Consider the following 24781-nt stretch of genomic DNA (forward strand, 5'->3'; position numbering starts at 1 on the left):
TGGATGCCTGTGCATAACACAGGCATCATTCACACGGGCTCTGTCGTGAGTAATTTCATCTTTCTAGCGATTCTAACCACCCTTTTATCTCAGCCATTAGTTGTGGCAACAGGCGCTCTAGTTTTTGAAGTGTGTCTTTGATTTCGAGGTTTTGCTCGCGTGCTTTTAACTCAATTTCTTCACATAATTTTCTGAGCTTATCGGCACTCAGCTCACCACACATCCCTTTTAAAGCATGCGCAGTTTGATGTACTTCTGCATGATTTTGCACTGCAAACTGCTCTTTTAAATCAGTGAGTTTTTTCGGCGCGTTGATCATAAATATTTGGCATATTCTTTTTAGTAAAGCCTCTTTATTAAGTAACCGTACAAGCGCTTCTTGACGATTCCATAATGACTGCGCTTCATCTACTGTGCTAACGTGTTCTTCTGTTTGCTGTTCATGATCAGATAAAATCCATTTCACAACTTTTGATAGCACATCATCTGCTTTAATTGGTTTGCTAAGATAATCATTCATACCGACTGATAAACATTTTTCTTTTTCGCCCATCATCGCACTCGCAGTCATGGCAATCATAGGCACATTAATAAAAGCGCCACCAGCCTCACCTGAACGTATTTTTTCAGACACTTGATAGCCATTTAAAGTTGGCATCTGACAATCGAGTAGTATACAGTTTACAGGCGCTCCGCTTGCTTCGCTCTGCAATAAATGTTCAATGGCTTCTTGGCCATTGTTGGCCGTGAGTATTTCAATGGGTAGCTCGTCAAGTGCCCCTTTCGCTACTTCTAAGTTAATTTTATTGTCATCGACAATAAGTACCTTACTGCCTTTAATTTGTGATAAACGTTCATTTGAAATTGCGAACTCACCATCACTGTTGTCATGTAATAACGTGTGTGTTTCGTAATCACGCAGCTCAACCCCTGCAACGCGTAATAGGGCTGTTTGTGTAAGGGGTTTACTTATTTTACTCACTTTGCCCGCTTTGCTTTTTGGTATTGAAGTATCAGATTGATGCAATAAGACAACGTGAGTGCTGCTATGTGTTTCATGCAGGTGATCTAAGCTCGTATTATTATTGATTTCTTCGTCGTCTATGATGGCAAAATCAATGTTCTCATCATCGTGTAGGTCTAATTCACTAAGCGATGAAACGCTTACGTGCCCGCCATATAAAACAACCAATTTTTCAATTATTTCTATAATATGTGCATTTTGACTACACACTAAAACATGTTTAGAGGAAAAACATCTCTGTTCTTGCTTTAAGTTTCTTTCACTTGCGCGTGCCTTAATATAAAAGCTAAATGTACTGCCTTGATTTAAAGTTGAATCTAAGTAAATTTCTCCACCCATTGCATGACATAACTGCTTACAGATCGATATTCCTAATCCCGTCCCCCCAAATTTCTCGGTAATTGCACTACTCGCTTGTTGGAATGCACCAAACAGTCGTTTTTGCGAAAGAGGATCAATGCCAATTCCTGTATCTTGTACACTAACCCTTAATTTATATTCATTATTAGCAACATGCTCCGTACTCACTTTAATTTTAATAAACCCTTTTTCAGTAAACTTAATGGCATTACTAATCAGGTTATTAATAATTTGAGTTAGTCTAAGGGGGTCTACTTCTAGCTTATCGCATGTAAGTTCTGTGGTGTCTAAGTACACATCAACCCCTTTATCGAAGGCTCTGACAGCACACGAGCTCACCAAACTTTCAATCAGTAGCAGCGGGTTTATCAACTGAATATTTAAGTCGAGTTTTCCTGCCTCTATTTTCGACAAATCAAGAATATCGTTAATTAATAAGTTTAAGCTTGATGCGCTCAACTCCATCATATCAACAAGCTTGCGTGACTTGTCTGTTAGCGCTTCTCGTTTCAAAATATTTAGCGTGCCAATGACACCATTTAATGATGTTCGCAGTTCATGGCTCACATTCGATATAAATGCACTTTTAACCTCGCTGTGTTTAATTGCTTCGTCTTTTGCTTCTGCAAGTGCGTGTGTACGTTTACGCACTTTGGCTTCAAGCTCAGAGTTAAGACGTTTAACTTTAATTTCAGCCTGTTTTTCTTTACTAATGTCTCTAATTATTAAAGCCAAACCACTTAGGTTACTGTGCTCAGAAAAAACAGGACTCACTGAAATAGCGTAATGCGCGATATATTCACCTTGCACGAATGAACACTCGTCCTTTATTTGAGCTCTAGAACTCTGTATTTTTTTTACATATTCATCGATTGGTAAATTAGATAGAAATTCAATTTCCTTACTCGATTTCCCTACTGCCGCTTTACTTGAAATGAGCAATAATCGCTCTGCAGTATGGTTTAAACTGGTCAGATACCCTTTTAAGTTAAGGGCAATAATTGCATCGATAGAACCATCGACAATTGCTGATGCTTCTTGTCTGGTTTCTGCGAGTAATTGGCTTCTAATCGCATTACGATAAAATGTAATTAAAAGAATTGATGTGAAAACAATCACTGCAAATAACAGACTGTAGGTGATCAAGCGTTTTTCATTGATCAAATTATCCACATATTCTTTAGGTGCAAGTAGGTTAAAATTAACAAAACCATATTTATTACCTGATCTGGTATACAACTTTTCTGAACGTACATAGAACTGTTCTTCTGTATTCGCTTTTGACTTTATTAAATAGATACCGTTGTACTTTATGTTTTCGGTGTAAACAGCCTGCCAATTTACACTGGGATTTAAATCTCTAGAAAATTGATAGCTTTCAAGTGGATGAATAATAAAATCTCCATCAGAGCCACTAATAATAAGTTGTGAGGTATCAAACACTGTTTCTTTAAGGTTATTAAGTAATGTACTGGCATTAACATTCATAATTAAAAAAGCAAAACGCTTACCGTTCTCACTGTATATTGGTATCGAAAACCGAATCATCGGTTTAAAAGGAAATTCAATTTCACCAAACTCACGATTTAAAGACAGTGGTGACATATACACTTGCTTTGGTTCAAGCAACGTACTGGGCAAGAAATAAGGCTCGCCACTTTTAGATTGTAATGAATAATCCGCAGAGGCTTCTACAGATGCGCCAACACGCTGAACACGAATAAGTTCGTTACCTTCAGCAGTCACCGCAATAACACGCACCTGTTCAACGGCGAGGTTATTTTCCATAAAACCAATAAAAATAGTTTCTAATCGCTCTTTCCATTGCTGATAACTAGTGCCATCGTATGGGTCTATTCCATTGTTAAAATGGGCTCTTGGTAAGCCTGAAATTGGCGGGGTTGAATACAAAAACCGTAAATCTGATTTATATTCTGACAGTGTCGTTGTTACAATTTCTTTTAGCCTTTGATTCGTTTCGACGAACTCTTGGTCTATCGAGTCTAAAACATCTTCTTTTACTTGCCCTTCAAAAAAGCTAACGGCGATTGCTATAAAAACAACAAATACTATCGACACTAAAGCAAAGTATGGGTTCAATGAGGCTGCTTTTTTATTTTCTTTTAGTAAAATATTCACTCAGCTCCCCTTACCGTTCATCAGCTGCTTTTGTGCACCATTTCAACAAAATAGCTTTAACGCACTCATAATTAATTGGTTTTGCAATAAAGTCATTCATCCCGGCATCAATACAGCGTTGTTTGTCGGCACTTAATACATTGGCAGTTAAAGCAATGATGGGAGTGTTTTTATAGGAAGGCATCTCTCTGATCCTTAATGTCGCTTGCGGCCCATCTAAGACAGGCATTTGCATATCCATAAGAATGAGATCAAACGCCCGTGTTTCACACTGAAGAATAGCTTGCTCGCCATTATCGGCCATATTGATAGAGCTGATATTAAACTCACTCAACATCGCTTCAATAACGATTTGATTGATTTCGTTATCTTCGACAATCAGTACATTCAGCCAAGAGAAATCAATTGCTTGCTCATGGGGTTCTTGCATGCGCTGTTGTTCACTATAAACAGACTCATTCGCTCGGATAACATTGAGATCAAAATGAAAGTCTGAGCCAACACCATACTCACTTTCAACGTGCAATGAAGTCCCCATTAATTTTAATAGCTTACTAGAAATGGCTAAACCGAGTCCTGTACCACCAAACCGTCGTGTAATTGAGGCATCTGCTTGTGAAAAGGCCTCAAACAAGCTATTAAGCTGTTCCTTCGCTATGCCAATTCCGGTATCTGAAACGTGGAATATAATGCTAAATTCATCATTAGATAGCTGATGAATACTCACATTTAACGATACACTGCCTCTTTCTGTAAATTTAATTGCATTGCCAATTAAATTAATAAGCACTTGTTTAAGGCGTGTTTCATCCCCTAAAAATATAAAATTGGGGTCCTCAGGCAACACTGAAATAAACAGTTCGACTTGTTTATTATTAGCTTGCGCTTTAAATAAATGCGTTAGCTCATCGAGTAATAAGTTTAATGCTATTGGCTGTTCTTCCAGTTCAATTTTTGAGGCTTCGATTTTACTTAAATCTAAAATATCATTGATAATTACTAATAAGCTCGCACCTGAAGAGTGTATGATGGCCAACATTTTTTCTTGTTCAGCATTTAATGGTGTACGACTCAATTGACGTGCCATACCCAAAATACCGTTCATAGGCGTTCGTATTTCGTGGCTCATATTCGCCAAAAATTCTGACTTAACTTTAGTGGTATGTTCGGCGGTTTGTTTGGCATCTGATAAATCTTTACTTAAAATTCTGAAGCTATCTGCCGCTTTTGCAAGTACACCTATTTCATCTTTTCTATGTAAGTCATAAATTGGTGCAGATAAATCGCCATTAAGAAAGTGTTTAAAGCTCACCGTAAGGCGTTTAATAGACTTGGAGATCTGCAAATGGAAAAAAGCAGACAAGGCAATAATGTAAATTAACACTCCCCACGCGAGTAGCTTTAAAATACGCTCTGTTTTAGAAACTGTTTTTTCTGCTTCTTCCTTGATACGGCTTAACCTTGTTAATGATTGCTCTCTTAGTTCATTTGCTAAAGTACTAAATTCAATTGCGTCACCGGCCATTACAACATTGACTAAACTTAAATAATTGCGATTTGCTTGAATACTCCTCGCAAATGCCTGACTATAAGTATCTGCCATTTTTGAAAGTTGGTTAATTTCAGAGCGGTATTCACTTTTTTGAATATGCACAGAGGCATTTAATTTCGTCGAAATCATTCGTAAAGCATCGTTAACTGACGCTCTTTTTGCATAATCTTTTTTGGTTAAAAACAAATACGCATCTCGATGCAACGAATGCCACAGATTGAGATACTCAGAAATAAATAACTTTTCTTCAACAGTGGTTACTTTTCGCATTAAGTTATCAAGGTGTGTCGTTGCATCAGCGTAAATTCGGGGTAATTCTTTTTCTGTCAATGTTGCTCTTATTTCGTAGCGCTTGGTCAAGACCTGTAAATTCTCGCCGTACCTCTTTACTAGTTCAGACATGGCGTTGAGGTAAATTTGACTCTCATTCTCTTCATTTTTAAGCTCAACATCGCTTAGACGTGTTTTGATACTTTGAAAATTTTCGACGATTTTTTCAAACACAGCACTGCTTCCACTCCCGCCATACACAGAGATATCGCGTTGCATTTCGACTATGTCTTTATTGATCCTAAGAATACTGACAGCGTAATTACTGATTCGGCTTATATCGTTAAAAGCAACCTCTATTGTATTTAGGCGTTTATTCATAACGTAGTAACTGGCGCTCATAGCAAGTAAAATTAGCATCAACGCTAATAACATTTTTGCAGCAACAGAGCGTGAGAAAATATTCGACAAGGCAGTTCCTTAAGAATTAAGCAGTTCAAACCACTTATCTAAACTGTAATCATAATTTGGCATGACGGTATTCCAAACCGCGATATTAGAAAAGCGCTTAATGTAGCTGCCTCCATCCCTTACCTGCCCAGCTTTAACAGAGATTTTTCCATCAGTGCCTGTTAAGTCTGTCACCGCTTCTTTACCTTGATACCAGTAATTCCACTCTGGTATAGACATAAGAGGCTGACTTCGTTCTGGGTTAGAAATGTAATAGCCCTGACGCGCTATAAATGCACCGGGATAGCCTGACAACCACCAGTTCATGTAATCGTACGCTGCATCTTTTACATGCCCTTGCGTATTGGCCGATAAACACATAACCCCATGCCAAGCACGATAACCTTCTTTGGGTGAAGCATACACAACAGGGATACCTTGTCCTCTGCATGCACTTACTCCCGGTGAAAACATACTTTGAATAGTCACACGGTTAGTTTTCATAAAGTCTATCGACTGTGGAACCGATGTCCAAAATCCAGAGAAGTGACCCTGCCTTTTTTTCTCGAGCAAAATTTTAAACAGCTGATCAATTTCTGTAATACTCATACTTCCTAAGTCATTGAAACTCATCAGCCCTTGGGCCTGAACAGCAAGTGCGGCGTCAAAAATACCTATGGTGGGCGCATTAACTAATCCTACTTTCCCTTTATTTTTCTCGTCGAGCAACCATGCCCACGATTCGGTTTCATAGGGAATACCTTGCTCAATAAATTGCGTGTTATAGCCAAAGGAATCAACATTGTGAACATACGGCATATAACTGATTTTTTTGCTAGGCGTCGTACCGAGACGACCATCAGGCTGAACATACAAAAGCTTATTGGGTGAATCCCCCGCCCCTATTTTTGCTTCAGGTATTACACGCCCGGTTTTAGTTAGTGGGTTAATTTCGTTCCAATAAATAAGCCTATCAATATCTAATGGCTGGATAGCCCCAGCTTGCCACAAAATATTAATTGAATCAGACCACTGTTCGTACAAATCAAAAGAACTTGGATCCGCTGCCGCCTTTTGTAAAACAGCAGCACTGCCCATTGGAGTAAATTCGATATTAATGCCAAGCTCACGCATTGCTCGTTGACGTAACTCTTCTTGCAAGGTGACATGTGTGCCCATCACTCTCAAAGTGACAGTGTTTTTTGCAAAAACATACGGTGCTTTAAATGCCAGTGTTGAAGCAGCGACTCCCACACCCATTTTTTTTAGAAAACATCGACGGTCTTTTAAGTTAGCCATACATATTCACCTAGTAAATAAGCAACTATGAGTATAGATGAAATTTTTAACGTTAAAATCTGATTATTTCATCAGTCAATTGCATGTAATTTAAAGCAATTTCTACCCGCATTTTTTGCTTCATATAATGCTTCGTCAGCTAATGAGACAAGTTCATCAAACTGTTTCATCTCTTGGTGAGAATACACAACTCCCCCGATACTGACTGACACCCTATTTAAAGAAGATTCTTCGTGACGAATATTTTCGCTCGCTAGTTCATGATTAATTCGCTCGCAGACTTGCTTTACTCCATCAAAATCTGTGTAAGGTAAGAGCACAAGGAACTCTTCTCCTCCATATCGTACAACCGTATCTTGCGGGCGTTTAACTGAACGATTTAATACCTCAGCAATCTTTTTAATACATACGTCGCCTTGTGGATGGCCATAATGGTCGTTATAACGCTTGAAATGATCGATATCTAACATCAGTAGGCTAAAAGCTCTTTTGTCACGTATAGCTTGCTTAAAAACATTAGAGACCTCTAAGTCTAGGTAATGGCGATTAAACAAACCTGTTAGAGAGTCTTTGTATGTCAATTCAACTAGCTTTTCGAGGCGAAGTTTATTCTCAATATGATTCTTCGTGCGGTGTATTAATGTTGAAGCAGTGATGGGTTTTCCAATGAAATCTGTTGCTCCGGCTTCCCAACAGGCATTTTGTGAATCGGTATCGTAGGTCGATGTAATAAAAACAATAGGTACATTTTCAAAGGCGTGATCGTCTTTTATTTGCCTACATACATTTAACCCATTGATATCAGGCAAATTCACATCTAACAAAATTAAATCAGCAGTGTTTTCTTTACAGTATTCTAAGACACTATTTCCAGCGCTAAATGGTAAAACAGTAAAGTGCTCTTCTAATATTGTTTCAAGTGTAAGTCTGATCATTTCATCATCATCAACTACAAGTATTTTACATTCTGACAATGGTTTTAGAGTTAAAGGCATATAAATTCTTCATCTTTATTATTGTTTAGTTTCGCTTTGCAGCAGCTCTTTAAGGCATAATCGCTTACTAACTTACCTTGTAACTTTTGAAAACATACTATTCATGAGAAGGTCACTTTAGTATGTTATTAATTCTGCAACTAACTGTTAGTTCAATAAGTTTTAACAGTAATTATAGTCAAAGCACTATTTAATGCTTAACTATTTTTCATTATTTGTAGTATAAAAGAATGATGGCTATTTATTGCATGCGCCATGCACTTAAACATAAGGTTATTACAGTGAATAGATAGCTAATCCTGTCATGAAGTGGGTTTATCATATCGTTTTTGTTTTTTACGTTGTTCGTGCTTTGCTTTAGCCACATTTTCAAATACAGGGGGGGGAATAGGAAATAGCGAAAGAAGTGGGAATATGGCCATAAATAAATATGCCCCTTTTGGCATCTTTTTAGCCCAGAGTACCAGCTTAAAGAGCAGATTAAACAATGTATTTAAACAATACAGTTCCGCCACACAGTTTACTAATAACAACCCGTGCTATAGTGATTAAATCCATTTACCTTTCCATTAATAACCTTTAAAAGATAAATGGGGACAATGCTACTTTTTTAAACGTATTTAATGTGTTAATCATAAAAACGAAGAATATAATTTTTTTGATACTGCCCTCTCCTGATACAGCTTAAGCCTTGCAGCAACACTATTCTTAGCATGAGAGCCTCACTTTTCAAGCCTTTTATTCGACTAAAGTCTATAGGTTAAATTTATTCACCTATTGGGTGTTTTTTTATCGTTTGTTCGATTTTCCTCTCTCAACTAAAGTTGAATTGTCGGTAATAAATGCTGGCTCTAACAGAGGAAAAAATTATGTTTAGTACACTTATGAAACGCGTTGCACTTAGCTCTTTATTAACTTGCTCAGCGATGGCAGTGGCTGATCAGGGTGACTACAAATTAATGGTGATTGACCAATCTACACAAGCATCAGTAGAGACTAACCGTCAATACGAAGTGGCATTTAACCAATGTGCGTTAAGTGTTCAAGCGAAGAATTTTACAGAAGCTGAAGCGCTTTGTTCAAAAGCAATCAGTTTACTTAGCACAAGCAAAGTACCAGCTTATAAGCGTCGTGAATTAACGTCATTTGCGTTAAGCAACCGCGGTGTAGCTCGCATCATGTCGGAAAACGACACTGCTGCATTGTCTGACTTTTACGAAGCAGTACAAATTTCAGGTAACGAGTTAGTTGAACACAACTTAACACGTGCGAAAAAGAACTTAGCGTTATAAGTTTTACAGAATTGTGTTGTCTCAAAACCCAGCTTAGGCTGGGTTTTGTCGTTTATGTACTGATCATTTTATGCTTCTTTCAAATTCGAGTAGCAATCTAGAAATTAAGCTAACGAAGCTTACCTTAAGCTTCAGACAATGCTTGTTTGTAACTTAAATCAAAATGTTTGAGCAACTGATTCAGGTAGTTCAGATTTATCTGGTTAGGTTTAAAGCTTTGTCCCTTTTCAATATTTGCTATGTGTTGTTTTAGCTTTTCTTTATCTTTATTCCAAAAAGCAATGTTTCCTAACACAAAGTCATTCCAATACATTTTTGAACCACTTAGCTCTTCATCGGGGTCCAATACTTTTTTTGCGTGAAAAACAGCTTGTTGAAAATCACCAGCTAGCCCTTCCATTTGAGCTAAATGCCACGTTAACGAGCTTTCTTTTGAATTATTGTGAGAGATAAAACGTTTTATCAGAATTGCGGCTTCAGCATGGCAACCTGATTTTTCTAACAATCTAAACCCAGCATCGTATGTCTGATCAAATTGTTGGTATGTGAGGTTCAAATCGTCTTTTAACCTTTCTTCAAGCGCTACTTTACAATCAGCAAAAGCAAGATTTGATGTAAATAATAACCCGATAGATAAAATTCCTGTTTTCATAATTCTGTCCTTAATTATACTAGTGCCTTATAAGATAACACTGCAATCAAACACTAAGTTCACCACAAACTAAAAGTAGTTGGTTCCATGTAACCTTTAAATTGTTGTTATTTCTCTAGCTCATGGTAAACATTTGGATTCCAAATTTGCATGAACATCTCTGGATTCTTAATTGGTTGAAAACCATATTGCGCGTACAAACCATGCGCATCTCTTGTTGCCAATACCATACGCCTTAAGCCTTGAAGCTCTGGGTGAGAGACTATGCTCTCAACAAGCCACTTGCTCAAACCTTTGCCTCGATGACTCTCTACTATGAATACATCAGCAAGATAGGCAAATGTTGCTTTGTCTGTTATGAGGCGGGCAAAACCTATTTGATAATCATGGCTATCATAGACACCAAAACAAAATGAGTTTGAAATGGCTGTTTCTAGCGTCTGCCTTGGTATTCCGGACGCCCAATAGCTTTTTGAAATAAAACCGTAAATTACTTCAAAATCGAGGTAATTTTTATCCGTGCTGATTTTATATCCTTGCACCAGTATTCCTTTGTGATGTTAACACCTGTTATTTAAGAGGATTAGTTTTAACAAAGTTACTAAATGATTGCTACATATATAATTAAAACGCATTTTTAACATGATATAGCCTACTGACACGAACACTACCACAACGTAAAACCATTACATTGTTATTAAATTTAACAATAATAGATTTGCAGGTTGTTTATAAGGGGCTTTAATACGCCCCTATTTTTAATGAATTTTTACAAACGCTTTATGAGTTGATCTACTTTTGCCACAACAGGCCATGCTGAAGATTGAAAATTCCCCAAAACAACTAGAATATAGCCTTTTTCTTGATAGATATTTAACCTTGCTGTCATGCCTAAATGGGACCCATTATGACCAACAGTTGTATTCCCTGCTGAACTTCTCACAGAGAAACCATATCCCCAGTTTGGTGCATTTAGCTCAGGTTTTGCTGATAAGGCTTTATTAGAGAGTTCACGGCTTACTAGTTGAGCATTTTGCATTGCCATGGCGAATTTGTGTAAATCGCCTACAGTTGAATAACCTCCGCCTGCAGGTCCCCCTTTTACCGATTGAAACATCAAATTTTCAGTTACTTGACCAGTTTCGACAGAAAACCAATAATTACGGGCAGTATTTTTGACAGGCACATCTAAGTCATAACTTCCGCTTTGTTGCATGTTAGCTTTTTTATATACATTTTCGTTTATGTAATCATAGTAATTTTCACCAGTTACATTCTCAATCACCTGACCAAGTAAAACCATACCTGTATTGCTGTAACGCCATTCAGTTCCGGGTTCAAATGTAGCATCAATTGAACTGTATAAATGTTGGATACCTTTAAGAGACCGCACCTTATTTTGTATCTCGTCATACCCAGAAATATTACCAATCCCTGATGTATGGCTTAATAAGTGTCGAATCTTAATTTTGCTAAAATCACCTTTCCCTAAAATGCTTTTATCAATAAATTTAGTGAGCGGATCATCAAGCGATACTTTGCCAGCTTCTATTAGCTGTAAGATAGCGACGCTAGTAAACATTTTGTTCATTGAGCCAATTTGAAACTTAGTTTCTAAGTTATTTTTCACATCATAGCGACGTGAAGCAAAGCCATATGCAGCGCTGAACAAAATGTCATTATTTTTAGCAAGTAATACCGTGCCAGAGAAACTACCTCTTTGCGCCAGTTTATCAGTATAGATTTTGATCTCTTCAATAAATTGTGACTCAGTTAAAGAGCCTTTTGAACCTTGGTTTTGTGGAGTTTCTTCGATAGACCACCCTGTTATTGCTTGTAATTGGTCATCATTAAAAAATAACACTACTTGATGCTGCATATCTGTATTCTTTGAATAAACTTTACTGATATGACGGATGCGATTAGTTGACGTATCAAGTTCTGTAGAAATAACACTCAACTCTCCATGAAAAAGCGCAACATTCATCGAATACCCAACATAACGGTCTTTACCTTTACCCTCCCAGCGTGCAAGAGAATTTGGCGAGAAGTTCTTTACTACAAATTTTTCGATCTCATCTAAATTTTTAGTGTTTAAAACCGTAATAAATTGACTTGCCAATTTGTTATAGTCTACCTCTTTCATTGCGTGTGCTTTATGGCTAATAAAACACATAAAAAATATGAGCATTAGTAAATATCGCTTCACTTTACATTCCTTTTATTGTTTATTGAATAATATGGCGCTTGGCCTTTCGATACTTTTACTTTTACGCATAACAAAAAGCGATGAAGTAGTGATTAAGAAAAGCTTAAGAAAACATTAAGCTGAAAATAATTAATAATAACAAATGGATAACTATCAACTTGAGTGAAAGTAAATTATCAAAACAATTTTTTCTTAATGACTCTTTAGTTAATTTTGAGACTGGCGAAATTCAAACAGATGGTAAAGTTGTTGTTTTAGAGCCTAAGGTGATGGCACTTCTTGAAGTATTTTCGCAAAAACCACATCAAGTGTTATCAGCCGAAATGCTTTTTGCTAATGTTTGGCCACAAGCTATTTACAGCCCTAATTCAGTTCGCAGAAATATTGCTTTGTTAAGACAAGCGTTATCCGATGAAGAAAAGCACATTATAAAAACACACCCAAAACGGGGCTATAGTCTCGAGGCTGAAATACGTTTTTCTGATGAAAAAACGAGCACTCCATTAACAAAAATACATCAGATAAAAAATACAAAACTAGCACTCTTAATTATCCCTGCTTTGTTTATCATTATCTTCCTTTTCAATTTCCTTAACGAAGATAAACACATTTCTTTAGAAGATCTTAAGCCTATCACTGCAAGCAATGAAAAAGAGCGTTACCTACAAGTTAGTCCTGATGGGCGTTTCATGGCTTACATACAAAATACCAATCGTCCTAATAAGCGAAGGCTTTTAATCAAAGATTTACTATTAAATTCATATAAAGAATTAAGTACAGACTTAAAAGCGTTCACCTACCTTGCATGGGATACAGATGCAAATACGCTTGTATATTCGTTTCAAGATGAAGGGAGTATTTCATTCAATCGACTGCAATTAGATACAGAAGCGAACGTGATCAGCGAAGAAAAACTCTTTTCTCGTACAGATATAACTTGGAACAGCTTGTTTTTTATAGATGAACAAGAAAACCTTTTCTATTTAGCAAATCAAAACAGTTCCGAACACAGCCGTAATGTAAGCCTATATCGACATAACTTGATTACTGGCCATTCTTACGAAATTCTTCAACCAAGTGATGATTTCAAGCCCTACAAGCTCGCTTTATCACCTAACCAGAAACAATTAGCGATAATTGGCTTCAATGAAGATGCAATCTCGGAGGTAAAACTATTAAATTTATCGAGTTTTAACCTTGAATCAGTCGGTGAAATTGATCATAACTGGCACTTTATGACTTGGTTTAACGATGGTGAGTCTTTGTTATTGAGTAATGGCAGTGAGTTAAAACAACTTGAATTAAACGGCCAATTAACGACTCTTTATTTTAAAAGCTATAACTTTTTGATTTATCCACAAATCGTTAAGGACAAACTGTATTTTATTGAGGCTAAGTCTGATCAAGATATTTTGATTAGCGCTTTAGATTCACTCTCTACTCCTATAAAAATCGTAAACTCTAATACCATTGATAAAGAAGCTGCACTTTCACCTGATGAAAAACTCATCGCCTACATGTCAATGAAAAATGGACTTCCACAACTTTTTATTAAACATATTGAGACTGAAGAAGAACAATTATTGTTCGTTAACACTGAGCAAGAATATGCTTTATCAAAACCAATATGGGACCCCTCTGGAACACGTATCGCAAGCAGTATAAATAACAAACCATTTCTTATTAAGCTAGAGGAAGACCAGTTCGCAATCGAATGGTTAAATGGAATCATTGGGTATCCAATCGGGTGGTATAGACAGTCAGATGCTATTTTGTTTGTTGATAAGAACACTCACAATGATGAAATAGTTAAATTTGATTTAGTTACTGACGAAATAGTGTCATTAAAAACGCAATTGAAAGATAAAGATATTTTTTTAAATCATAACGACGAATTACTTAGTTTTTCAAGTGGCCAAGTAATGACTGCTTCTGGTACCAATCTAATTGATAATACGCATTTTATTTCAAGCATTTACCCAATTAAAAATGGCTTCTATCTTCAATACAAAGAAAACGACTCTAGGACAATGAATTTTTACGATTATGAACTTGGTGTTCAAAATTTAAGTATTGATTTTGAAAAGTTTTGTGCGGATTTATGCAGTCAAATAACTGCTATAAGCGGTAATACTATCTTACTCAAAGAACAAACTGATACAGCAGATATTTTAGTTTTGAATATTACATTAAATAAATAGCTTCAATCATAACTAGCTGATCTAGAGTATGTGTTTTCAACCAAACTGATCACATCAGTACATAAATAGCATTCACAAAACAAAGCTTATTGTGTTTGAAAGTAATTTTCAGACACTCTCCTCTCTAATTTTCACTACTAAATCGCTGAGAATTGAGTAATTACTCTATAGATTAAATTTCTTCATCTATCAGGTTTAATTTAATCGTTTGTTTAGCTTTGGGGAATATTTTAAAGTTCACTCGTTGGCAAGAAACACCAACTTATTCAGAGGAAAACTATCATGTTTAAAACACTTGTAACCACTATTGCACTTAGCTCTTTATTAACTTGCTCAGCGATGGCAGTAGCCAACCAAGCTGATTATAAACTGATGGTTATCGAGCAAGCTCACTCTTCAAACGACGTAAACAGCACATACGAAAATGCTTTCAACCGTTGTGCATTGAGCGTAAAAGAAAAGAATTTTTCAGAAGCTGAAAGCCTGTGTACCGAGGCAATTTCACTTCTTAGTACAAGTAAAGTACCTGGATACAAACGTCGCGAATTAACTTCGTTTGCATTAAGTAATCGTGGTGTTGCACGCATCATGTCAGAAAACGATACTGCAGCTCTTTCTGATTTTTATGAAGCAGTTCAAATTTCTAAAAACGAACTTGTAAATCATAACTTAACTCGCGCAAAGCAAAACTTAGCGTTGTAAAGTTACCCCACCAAATTGTTGTCGAAAGCCCGGTTCTTGTGTGTTCTGACCGGGCTTTTTTTCGCGCCTGATTTACATGATAAACCAATAAGCAAACTGTAACCCCCTATTGGCCGATACTAAATTTCTCTTTCAGTTCTTGAATTTCTTCACTATACGTAGCTAAAAATTGGTTAAACTGAGTAATAATCTCTGGATGATTAATCGTTGATACATGAAAGTCTTGTACATCTACACCGAGCAATTCATGGAAGTAGACATCGGTCGTTACATTTAACTTTTTCCGTAATTTATAGTTAAGAACATCCCGCGAGATATAAATACAATTTATTCGGTTCAATAAAAGCAAAGAAATAAGCTCCGTTGTATCCGCAGTTTCGATAACGGCAATTCCCTCTTTTACAAAATATGCTTTAAAACGTTGTGAGGTGAAACCACGCACTTTACCAAACCGGGTGCAATCAGATAATTGTGTATCAGGATTAAGGCTCGCAATTCCGGTTACAGTTGTTACAACAGGCTTTGAATAGACTATTTGCTTGGTTTTTGTGTAGATATCTTTAAAACTTTTTTGCCATTGCGGGTTATCTGGGTATTTAAAATCAAGGTAACTTTGCGTAATAAAATCTTTATAAAGGCGGTTTAGAGGCGTTGGGTAAAACACTATATTATAGTCGTATTTAAGACCGAATAATTTCAATAACTGTGCGCTGTATCCAGTGAACCGTGAGTTATTGTTATCGCTCCCTTCGTAATAAGGTAGATATTCAATGTTCTCTACGCCTACTACATACGAGGCTCTTTCTGCGCATAATAACTGCAACGAAAATAAGCTTACTACAACAGCACTCAAACCACTTATTAAATTTATTTTCACATTTCAAACGTCACTTTTTGGGCATACATACAAGCTTAGGCTAAAAAATGACTTTGAACTAATTGCGTATCGACATTTTACTCTGCTGGAACAAATTCAAGCACCGTTGCATTAATACAATACCTATCTTTACCTTGTGGACCTTCACCTGGGAATAAATGGCCTAGGTGGATCCCTGAACTTTTCGATTTTAATTCAATACGCTGCATTCCATAACTGTTATCTTCGTGCATGGTGACGCTGCCTTTAACGGCTTGGGTAAACGATAACCAACCTGTACCCGAATTAAAGCGGTCTCGGGTATCAAATAATGGGGCACCACTGAGTTTATCAATAAAAACCCCCTCTGGCGTATTTTTAAAAATATCATATTGCTTACAATATGGACTGTCGGTACGAGCATGAAATGCAACCCTAAACGCCTCACTGTCACCCAACTTAAACGCACCGAGCGCTTTGTAAAATTCATCTTTACTTACATACCCTTGACGGCCATACACTTCTTCACCATTTTCTATAAACAATAAAGTTGGCGTTGCCCAAGTTGGGGTCTTAATTGTCAGCCCATCGAGCTCATCGGCATAACGAAAGGTCATGGGAATAGTACCTTGGTAGTTATTGGCAACTTCTTTTTTGAACTTTTCACAGTATGGGCAATACCCCTTCGCATCAATAACCACAATCTGTTTATTTGTCAGTAAGGCACTATTATCAACGTTGGGTTTGTTGGTTGAATCAAATACCACGCCTGTTGAATGATCAGGACAATACCCATTCGGGTTTTTCTTTAAATAATCTTGGTGATAATTTTCTGCTGCGTAAAATTTCTTGAGCGGCTTAATTTTTGTGACAATTGTTCCGTAGCCTGCGGCCGTTAACTTTACTTGGTACGTCTGTTTTAATTCAATGGCTGTTTGTTGCTGCTGTTCGTTGCTGGTAAGAATTGTAGAACGATACTGTGTACCAACATCATTACCTTGGCGATTAAGTTGCGTAGGATCGTGATTCTCAAAATAGTGCTTAAGGAGGCTTTCAGTGGTTATTTCATTGCTGTTATAAGTGACCTTTACCACTTCAGCATAGTTATTATCGTCGAAACGACGTGACTGACGGGTAATATTTTTATACGTTGCTTTAAATCCCTCACCATCTGCATAGCCTGATACAGCATCAATTACCCCATCCAGTGCTTCGTAGCGTTTTTCAGCCCCCCAAAAGCAGCCAGAGCCAAGTACAATAGTTTCAATATGCTGCGTGGCGTTTTGCATGGTGTCTTGTGAATACACTTTACTTGCAGTCATCATGGCACTACTGGTCAGTAATATCAGTAACATTGACTTAATTGTCATACTAATTTCCTCATTAAAGCCTGTATATTTAAAAGACCGGCGAGTTTAATAAATCATTTCACCTTAAACGCGTCTAAGCTGTGATTCACCGCTAACAATTTAACTCTTTTGTATATTTAAGGTAAAAAGCACCTTTTTACATTGGGATATAATAATGAGAATTGCACATAGCCTAACCGCTCTCGCATTGGGTATAACACTTGCTACGCAAGTGAATGCAGCAGAGTTCACTTTCGCACAATCTATTAAACCAACTGACAACACGTTAGTGCTGTTTTTTGATTCAAAAACAGGTGTTTCTGATTTCAATTACCTAAGCGCTGAAACGCAAGCCCACTTAGATAAAGTGGTTAACTTTGCAGACTTTAAAGCCAAGTACGGAAAAACATTAGAAGTCATTGCTCCAAACAACAGTGAACATCAACGTATTTTACTTGTTGGGCTTGGTGAGCAAGCAGAACTCAATGCTGCAAAAATGGCAAAGCTAGGAGGTAATGTTCACGCTAAGCTTCACAGTGCGAAACAAGCTTCGGTTAGTCTTGATTTTTCGGTGTTGAAAGAAACAGACACAAACGCCAAATATGCGGCCGAGTTTGCTCATGGTGCTAACCTACGTGACCACCGTTTTGAAGAATACAAAAAAGAAAAAGACACCCATGTAGTTAATTACACTGTCGATGTTGAAAATATAGACCAAGTGGTCAAAAACCACACTTTACTACAACATATTGAACAAGGTGTATTTTTAGCACGCGACTTAACCAGTGAAGTAGCGACAGAGATGACTCCAGCTGACTTTGCTAAAGCCGCAAAAGAGCTTAAAAAGTTAGGTGTTAAAATCACGGTTCTAGAACCTAAACAAATTAAAAAGCTGGGTATGGGTGCGCTCGAAGCGGTTGGCCGTGGTAGTGAAGAAGGTTCACGCCTTGTTGTTGCCCATTATCAAGGTAATAAAAACACACCTATCGCGTTAGTAGGTAAAGGTATTACCTTTGATTCTGGCGGTTATAGCCTTAAAACTGGCGCTTCAATTGCACGTATGAAATCAGATATGGCGGGTGCTGCAGCCGTACTAGGCACTGTAAAAGCAATGGCGTTAGCTAAAGCCGACACCAATGTTGTTGCGGTCATGGGGATGGCAGCAAACATGGTTTCACAATTTGCTGTTGCACCGGGTGATGTTGTTCGCACAGCTGAAGGTTTAAGCGTTGAGATTGTAAACACAGACGCAGAAGGACGCTTAGTATTAAGTGACGCTATGTGGTATGCACGCGATAAGTTCAAACCCTCTATTATGATTGATGTTGCAACGCTCACTGGCTCAAAAATTGGGGCTGTTGGCAACGAATACGCCGCCGTATTCTCAAAAGACGATCAATTAATTGAGCAATTAACACTGGCTGGTAAGCAAGTAAACGAAAATCTTTGGCGCTTACCGCTTGGCTACGACGATGCGTTAAAATCTGACATTGCAGACTTAAAAAATATTGGTTCTCACGGTCCTGGTGCAACAACAGCGGCAAGTTTTTTACAAAACTTTGCGGGTGACACACGTTGGGTACACATCGATATCGCGGGTAACGCACTTAACAATAAAGCAAAAGATGAACTCGCTGAAGGCGGTACTGGCTACGGTGTACGCTTATTGTCTAACTGGTTACTAAACAACAATAAGTAGCCTTTTCCTTTACTCTCTGCCAAGCTGTTATCATTATTTTATAACGGCTTGGCAGTGTTGAGTTTTTAATTAACGCTAAAGACTCATTTACATTATCACCACTGGGCCTATATGCTAATTATCATCAACAAATAATAATAAGTGTGACATACAATGGCTTCTACTCAACGACCACAGATCACAGCACTGACTACGCATTGCATTTTTTTCGATGTCTATGAGTCAGGGCAAGATGTGCTTGAAACACAAAAAAAGATTTGGGCACTCGCGCAACTTTGTCGAAATTCAGGAGACTTTATTGATGTGGTGCCTGCTAATAATAACCTCACCCTTTACTTAAAAGAGTCATCTTTACTTGCTAAGTGGCAATCTTCATTACTTAGTCACTGGCATGAGATTAAAAGCAATGATTTTACCTCTACGCATCATAAGCTCGCCACGGTGTATGGTGGCGATTATGGCCCCGATATTTCAGCTGTTGCTAAATACCATAATTTAACCATAGACGACGTGGCTCAAATGCACAGCAGTGCAACGTATCATGTTTTGTTTTTGGGCTTTCAACCCGGATTTGCATACCTAGCAGGCTTAAACCCCCAGTTATACACGCCGCGTCACGAAAAACCACGCATTCATGTCCCTAAAGGCGCGGTTGCTATAGGCGGTGAGCAAACTGGTGTCTACCCCGAAGACTCCCCAGGTGGTTGGCAAATAATAGGTCATACAGATTTCAAACTGTTTGATATAAATGCACAGACACCGTGTGCAATTGCACCGGGCGATACGTTAGAGTTTGTTATTCAGGAGGTGCTAAAATGATCACCATACTCAAGCCCGGCATGCAAATGTCTATACAAGATCAAGGCCGCGTAGGTTCTCGCCATTTAGGCATTGGTCAATCAGGGTGTGTTGACCCTTATGCACAAATCATCACTAATCGTCTTGTTGGCAATCCTGATAACCATCCCGTGATTGAGATCACGCTTGGACTTGCCGAAATACAGTTTGATAACGACTATTACATCGCCTTACATGGCACCAACATGAAAGCAACTGTGAATGGCAATGCAGTTCAACCGGGCTGGAGTTTTTATATAAAAAAAGGCGATATACTAAAGCTAAACGCAGCCCGACATGGGTTTCGAAACTATTTAGCTATTGGTGGTGACTGGCATTTACCAACGGCTATTTTAGACTCTTACTCAACAGATATTGCAGCAGGCTTTGGTGGCTTGCATGGTCATGCTTTAAAGGCGGGTGATCGTTTCGATATAACGCCTAAATATGCAACTAAAATCGGATTAGGTGCCATGTTACCGCCAAAGAGTACACATATTCGTATTCTTGCCGGTCCGCATGCCTCAATATTACCTGATAAAACATGTGAAAAGTTTACAGAGCATTCATGGCATATTTCGCCTAGCAGTAACAGAATGGGCGCTCGATTATTAAGCGATGAGTGTAAATTAGCACATTCATTGTCGCTGCCCTCAATGGCAGTTATGCCCGGAAGTATTCAATTACCGCCCAATGGTGAACCCATTGTTTTACTGAATGATGCGCAAACAACGGGTGGGTATCCAATAATTGGTATTGTTATTGAGGCTGACTTGCGTCATTTTGCTCAGCTTAAACCCGGTGACTTCTTACACTTTGAGTTTGTTAGTCTTGAGCAAGCTCATTCAGCCCAGCAAAAGCTCGTTGCTCATCTAAATCAACTTGCAATTGCTTTAAAGTATAAAAATGCCAAAAGTTAACAGTCTAAAATGCCCTGTGTTTAAACTCGTTTGGCGTTTAATAAATGACTACCCCCTAAACTAAGTTGTCTATACAAGAGTGTATTTACTTTTTGAGACATTGTTTACAGTGATATAAATTGTTTTTGCTGCGCCAAATTGGTGCAGCAAAAATAATTTTTACGTCGCTTATTTCATCAAATTTCTTCATTTTTACTAAAAATAATTCGTTCACTATTGTTCATACAAAGCTTTTGGATCAATCTGGTGCAAAGCCTGTGTTTTCGGTGCATAGATTATTCTTAAATAATTAAAAAACCTGTGTGACTTAGGTAATTATTTCTGTTAAAACAAAGATTCGCAGTTTTAAAATTATTGTTAACTGCGCACATAATTGGAATGAGGAGTCACTATGTGTTCAATTTTTGGGGTATTAGATATTAAATCTGATCCTGCCCAATTGCGAAGCCAAGCAATTGAGATGTCAAAACTATTAAGGCACCGCGGACCCGATTGGTCTGGCGTGTATTCATCAGAGAAAGCAATTTTAGTTCATGAACGACTTGCCATTGTTGGTGTGTCAAGTGGTGCACAGCCGCTTTATAATCCAGAGCGTACACATATTCTCGCTGTCAATGGTGAAATCTATAACCATAAAGAACTAGCGGCAAATTTAGAAACCGATTTTACCTTTCAAACTCAATCTGATTGTGAGGTTATATTAGCCCTGTACAAACAAAAGGGGCCTGAGTTTTTAGATGATTTAAATGGTATTTTTGCTTTTTGTTTATACGATGAAGAGCAAGATGCCTACCTAATCGGTAGAGACCACATTGGTATTATTCCGCTTTACACAGGTCATGACGAACATGGCAACTTTTATGTTGCGTCAGAATTAAAAGCACTATCGCCAATTTGTAAACATATTGAAGAGTTTCCACCGGGGCATTTTTTATGGAGCAAAGACGGTCAGCTACGTCGTTATTATTCACGTGATTGGCAAAGCTATGACGCGGTAAAAAACAATGATGCAAAAGTGAGTGATGTTAAAAACGGTTTAGAAGCAGCCGTTAAACGTCAATTAATGTGCGATGTGCCCTATGGTGTATTACTTTCTGGTGGGTTAGATTCGTCTGTTATCTCTGCAATTACGCAACGCTTTGCAGCAAAACGTATTGAAGACAACGACGAGTCAGACGCGTGGTGGCCTAAACTTCACTCTTTTTCGGTTGGGCTTGAGGGCTCGCCAGATTTAGCGGCAGCACAAAAAGTAGCCGATATGATTGGCACTATTCACCACCCTATTCACTTTACCATTCAAGAAGGTATTGATGCACTGCGTGAAGTCATTTACCACATTGAAACGTATGACGTAACAACCATCCGTGCATCAACCCCCATGTACTTAATGGCACGTCAAATTAAGGCAATGGGCATTAAAATGGTGCTTTCTGGCGAGGGAGCTGATGAATTATTTGGTGGCTACTTGTATTTCCACAAAGCCCCTAACGCACAAGAGTTTCATGAAGAGCTAAATCGTAAAGTCTCTAAACTTAATATGTTTGATTGCTTGCGTGCGAATAAATCAATGGCGGCATGGGGTGTTGAAGCTCGCGTACCATTCTTAGATAAAGAGTTTGTCGATATTGCAATGCGCATTAACCCAGAAGCCAAAATGTGCAAAGACGGTAAAATTGAAAAACACATCATTCGCGAAGCATTCGATGGTTACTTACCGGATGAAGTATTATGGCGCCAAAAAGAGCAGTTTTCTGATGGTGTAGGTTATAACTGGATAGATACCCTTAAAGAATATGTGAGCATGCAAGTTAGCGATCAAGAACTTGCCAACGCAAAATATAAATACCCTATAAATACACCGGATTCAAAAGAAGCGTATTTTTATCGCAGTATTTTTGAAGATCATTTCCCTGGAGATGCATCAGCAAAGTGTGTTCCTCATGGGAAATCTGTTGCATGTTCAACACCTGAAGCACTTGCTTGGGATGAATCATTCCAAAATAATGCGGATCCTTCGGGTCGTGCTGCTGGCGTTCACAACGACGCTTATAAAAAATAGTAGCGAGAGCTGCAAGTCATAAGCTTGCAGCTTCTTTAGTATTAATCTGTTCGTTCTGAAACAATACTGTCATTAAACTTTTTTACTTTCTTCTTAACTTTGTTTAAAAACCCATCAAAAAACTGAGAAAATTGATTTTATTCGGCTATTTAGCGCCTAAAGCATTTACATTTTCCCTCTAACTCCTACACTAAAGACTACTATTTGGTACTAAATTGATTTGTCTTCAAACTATTTTCACGTTTATTGCGTAAAAATATTCTTTGGGCAAACGTGTTCCAACCGGCCATTTAGCTTTCTGCTAGATAAAATTACAACAAGAGGTATTCATGAGCGAACATCATGACAAGTACAGCATCGACAATACGGATTACACTGTCGGCCAAGACAATGTACAAAAATGGGGGTTCGATGTTCACAACCCTGTTTTTGGCATTAGTGCAGGTTTAATTGCAATCTTTTTAATTGCAACACTTATTTCAGACCCCGAAATTGCAAAAGCAACCCTTAACGGTATCAAAAACGACATTATTAATAATTTTGATGGTTTTTTTATGTGGTCAGCAAACTTATTCGTATTGTTTTGCTTTGCATTAATCATTTCACCCTACGGTAATATTCGTTTAGGTGGAAATGAAGCTCGCCCTACTCACTCGCGTATTTCATGGCTTGCCATGTTATTTGCGGCCGGTATGGGCATTGGTTTAATGTTTTGGGGCGTTGCTGAACCGGTTGCTTACTACACAGGTTGGTATGAAACACCACTCGGTGTTGAAGCAAATACCCCTGAAGCCGCAAAAATGGCTATGGGTGCAACCATGTTTCACTGGGGCCTTCACCCGTGGGCTATTTATGCAGTCGTTTCACTATCACTAGCGTTCTTTTGTTATAACAAAGGGTTACCTTTATCTATTCGCTCAATTTTCTACCCTATCTTAGGCGATAAAGCATGGGGATGGCCTGGCCACCTTATTGATATTCTGGCTGTGCTTGCGACCTTATTTGGCCTTGCCACTTCGCTTGGTTTAGGCGCTCAGCAGGCCTCTGCCGGCATTAATCATGTATTTGGGACTGATGCGGGCATCGGTTTGCAAATTGGCGTTATTACTGGTGTTACCTTGCTTGCGGTGATTTCGGTCATACGTGGTATTGATGGTGGTGTTAAACTGCTAAGTAATATCAATATGGTGATTGCCTTTGTACTGCTTGTATTTGTTGCTATTGTTGGTTTTGCTGCAGCCTTTGGTAATATCCCGAATACGGTGATGGGTTATGTCGAAAACATTATTCCACTGAGTAACCCACATGGCCGTGAAGACGAAACATGGATGCACGCCTGGACTGTATTCTACTGGGCTTGGTGGATTTCATGGTCACCGTTTGTAGGTATGTTCATTGCGCGCGTATCTGAAGGACGTACAATTCGCGAGTTCTTAATTGCCGTATTACTCGTTCCTACTGTTGTTACTATCTTCTGGATGTCAATTTATGGTGGTATCGCAATTGAACAAGTGGTTGATAAAGTCGGTGTACTAGGTGAAAAAGGCCTAACCGATGTACCACTGGCTATGTTCCAAATGTTTGAAGCATTACCTATGTCTCAAGTGCTGTCGTTCATTGCTATTGTGCTGGTGTTAGTGTTCTTTATCACGTCTTCTGATTCTGGCTCATTAGTTATCGATTCGATTACCGCAGGCGGTAAGGTTGATGCCCCTGTACCACAGCGCATTTTCTGGGCAACCATTGAAGGCGCAATTGCGGCTGCATTAGTATGGATTGGTGGAACACAAGCCATAGAGGCGTTACAAGCTGGTGCAGTATCAACAGGCTTACCTTTTACATTCGTGCTGTTGCTTATGTGTGTGAGTTTAGTGCTTGGCCTTAGAACAGAGCCAAGAGGACGATAAAAAATAAAA

General features: G+C 38.2%; 17 protein-coding genes. 8 read left to right on the plus strand and 9 right to left on the minus strand.

The features are described from left to right. Nucleotides 1–55: 55 nt before the first annotated feature. The 4 genes from JIG41_RS21230 to JIG41_RS21245 all read right to left on the minus strand — a co-directional run bounded on the left by JIG41_RS21230 (nt 56) and on the right by JIG41_RS21245 (nt 8089). The gene (locus tag JIG41_RS21230) at nt 56–3523 is read right to left on the minus strand and encodes an ATP-binding protein (RefSeq protein WP_199525423.1); all 3468 of its coding nucleotides are present in this window, start codon (nt 3521–3523) and stop codon (nt 56–58) included. Between the two features lie 10 nt (nt 3524–3533). After that, the gene (locus JIG41_RS21235; protein WP_199525424.1) at nt 3534–5816 is read right to left on the minus strand and encodes an ATP-binding protein; all 2283 of its coding nucleotides are present in this window, start codon (nt 5814–5816) and stop codon (nt 3534–3536) included. Between the two features lie 9 nt (nt 5817–5825). Next, a complete protein-coding gene (locus JIG41_RS21240; protein WP_199525425.1) occupies nt 5826–7094 on the minus strand; it encodes a PotD/PotF family extracellular solute-binding protein in 1269 nt (422 codons plus the stop codon). A 71-nt stretch (nt 7095–7165) separates the two neighbouring features. Further along, entirely contained in the window at nt 7166–8089 is a 924-nt protein-coding gene (locus JIG41_RS21245; RefSeq protein ID WP_199525426.1) for a diguanylate cyclase, read from the minus strand. A gap of 869 nt (nt 8090–8958) precedes the next feature. Between JIG41_RS21245 and JIG41_RS21250 the strand changes: the two genes are divergently transcribed. Next, nucleotides 8959–9381: a hypothetical protein gene (locus tag JIG41_RS21250; RefSeq protein ID WP_199525427.1), complete on the plus strand. Its 423-nt coding sequence runs from the start codon at nt 8959–8961 to the stop codon at nt 9379–9381. Nucleotides 9382–9505: 124 nt separating this feature from the next. Here the strand turns inward: JIG41_RS21250 and JIG41_RS21255 are convergent, their stop codons facing one another. The 3 genes from JIG41_RS21255 to JIG41_RS21265 all read right to left on the minus strand — a co-directional run bounded on the left by JIG41_RS21255 (nt 9506) and on the right by JIG41_RS21265 (nt 12179). After that, nucleotides 9506–10033 carry a hypothetical protein gene (locus JIG41_RS21255; RefSeq protein ID WP_199525428.1) on the minus strand — a complete coding sequence of 176 codons (528 nt, stop codon included), beginning with the start codon at nt 10031–10033 and terminating at the stop codon, nt 9506–9508. A gap of 107 nt (nt 10034–10140) precedes the next feature. Then, complete coding sequence (locus JIG41_RS21260) at nt 10141–10575, minus strand: GNAT family N-acetyltransferase (RefSeq protein ID WP_036968502.1); 435 nt, start codon at nt 10573–10575, stop codon at nt 10141–10143. A gap of 227 nt (nt 10576–10802) precedes the next feature. Further along, nucleotides 10803–12179, minus strand: a complete 1377-nt coding sequence (locus JIG41_RS21265; RefSeq protein ID WP_227006819.1) for a serine hydrolase — start codon at nt 12177–12179, stop codon at nt 10803–10805. Between the two features lie 221 nt (nt 12180–12400). On the opposite strand from JIG41_RS21265, the gene JIG41_RS21270 reads away from it, so the two are divergent. Next, nucleotides 12401–14443 carry a winged helix-turn-helix domain-containing protein gene (locus JIG41_RS21270; RefSeq protein WP_199525429.1) on the plus strand — a complete coding sequence of 681 codons (2043 nt, stop codon included), beginning with the start codon at nt 12401–12403 and terminating at the stop codon, nt 14441–14443. Between the two features lie 282 nt (nt 14444–14725). Then, nucleotides 14726–15145 carry a hypothetical protein gene (locus JIG41_RS21275; RefSeq protein WP_036968511.1) on the plus strand — a complete coding sequence of 140 codons (420 nt, stop codon included), beginning with the start codon at nt 14726–14728 and terminating at the stop codon, nt 15143–15145. A 106-nt stretch (nt 15146–15251) separates the two neighbouring features. Here the strand turns inward: JIG41_RS21275 and JIG41_RS21280 are convergent, their stop codons facing one another. Both JIG41_RS21280 and msrA read right to left on the minus strand, forming a co-directional pair. Beyond that, nucleotides 15252–16022 carry an amino acid ABC transporter substrate-binding protein gene (locus tag JIG41_RS21280; protein ID WP_199525430.1) on the minus strand — a complete coding sequence of 257 codons (771 nt, stop codon included), beginning with the start codon at nt 16020–16022 and terminating at the stop codon, nt 15252–15254. A 77-nt stretch (nt 16023–16099) separates the two neighbouring features. Further along, on the minus strand, nt 16100–17326 hold the full coding sequence (msrA, locus tag JIG41_RS21285; protein WP_065979991.1) for a peptide-methionine (S)-S-oxide reductase MsrA: 1227 nt from the start codon (nt 17324–17326) through the stop codon (nt 16100–16102). 199 nt (nt 17327–17525) lie between these two features. On the opposite strand from msrA, the gene JIG41_RS21290 reads away from it, so the two are divergent. From JIG41_RS21290 to JIG41_RS21310, 5 genes are all read left to right on the plus strand, one after another. Then, complete coding sequence (locus JIG41_RS21290) at nt 17526–19049, plus strand: leucyl aminopeptidase (protein ID WP_199525431.1); 1524 nt, start codon at nt 17526–17528, stop codon at nt 19047–19049. Between the two features lie 153 nt (nt 19050–19202). Next, nucleotides 19203–19868 (plus strand): 5-oxoprolinase subunit PxpB, encoded by a 666-nt coding sequence (pxpB, locus tag JIG41_RS21295; RefSeq protein WP_199525432.1) that lies wholly within the window; start codon nt 19203–19205, stop codon nt 19866–19868. After that, entirely contained in the window at nt 19865–20806 is a 942-nt protein-coding gene (locus JIG41_RS21300) for a biotin-dependent carboxyltransferase family protein (protein WP_199525433.1), read from the plus strand. Before pxpB ends, JIG41_RS21300 begins: the two co-directional genes overlap by 4 nt. Before the next feature lie 391 nt (nt 20807–21197). Beyond that, the gene (gene asnB / locus JIG41_RS21305) at nt 21198–22865 is read left to right on the plus strand and encodes an asparagine synthase B (RefSeq protein ID WP_065979900.1); all 1668 of its coding nucleotides are present in this window, start codon (nt 21198–21200) and stop codon (nt 22863–22865) included. A gap of 329 nt (nt 22866–23194) precedes the next feature. Then, the gene (locus tag JIG41_RS21310) at nt 23195–24772 is read left to right on the plus strand and encodes a BCCT family transporter (protein ID WP_199525434.1); all 1578 of its coding nucleotides are present in this window, start codon (nt 23195–23197) and stop codon (nt 24770–24772) included. Nucleotides 24773–24781: the final 9 nt, after the last annotated feature.

This window comes from Pseudoalteromonas sp. bablab_jr011 (assembly GCF_016464045.1).
Classification (GTDB): Bacteria; Pseudomonadota; Gammaproteobacteria; order Enterobacterales; family Alteromonadaceae; genus Pseudoalteromonas; species Pseudoalteromonas lipolytica.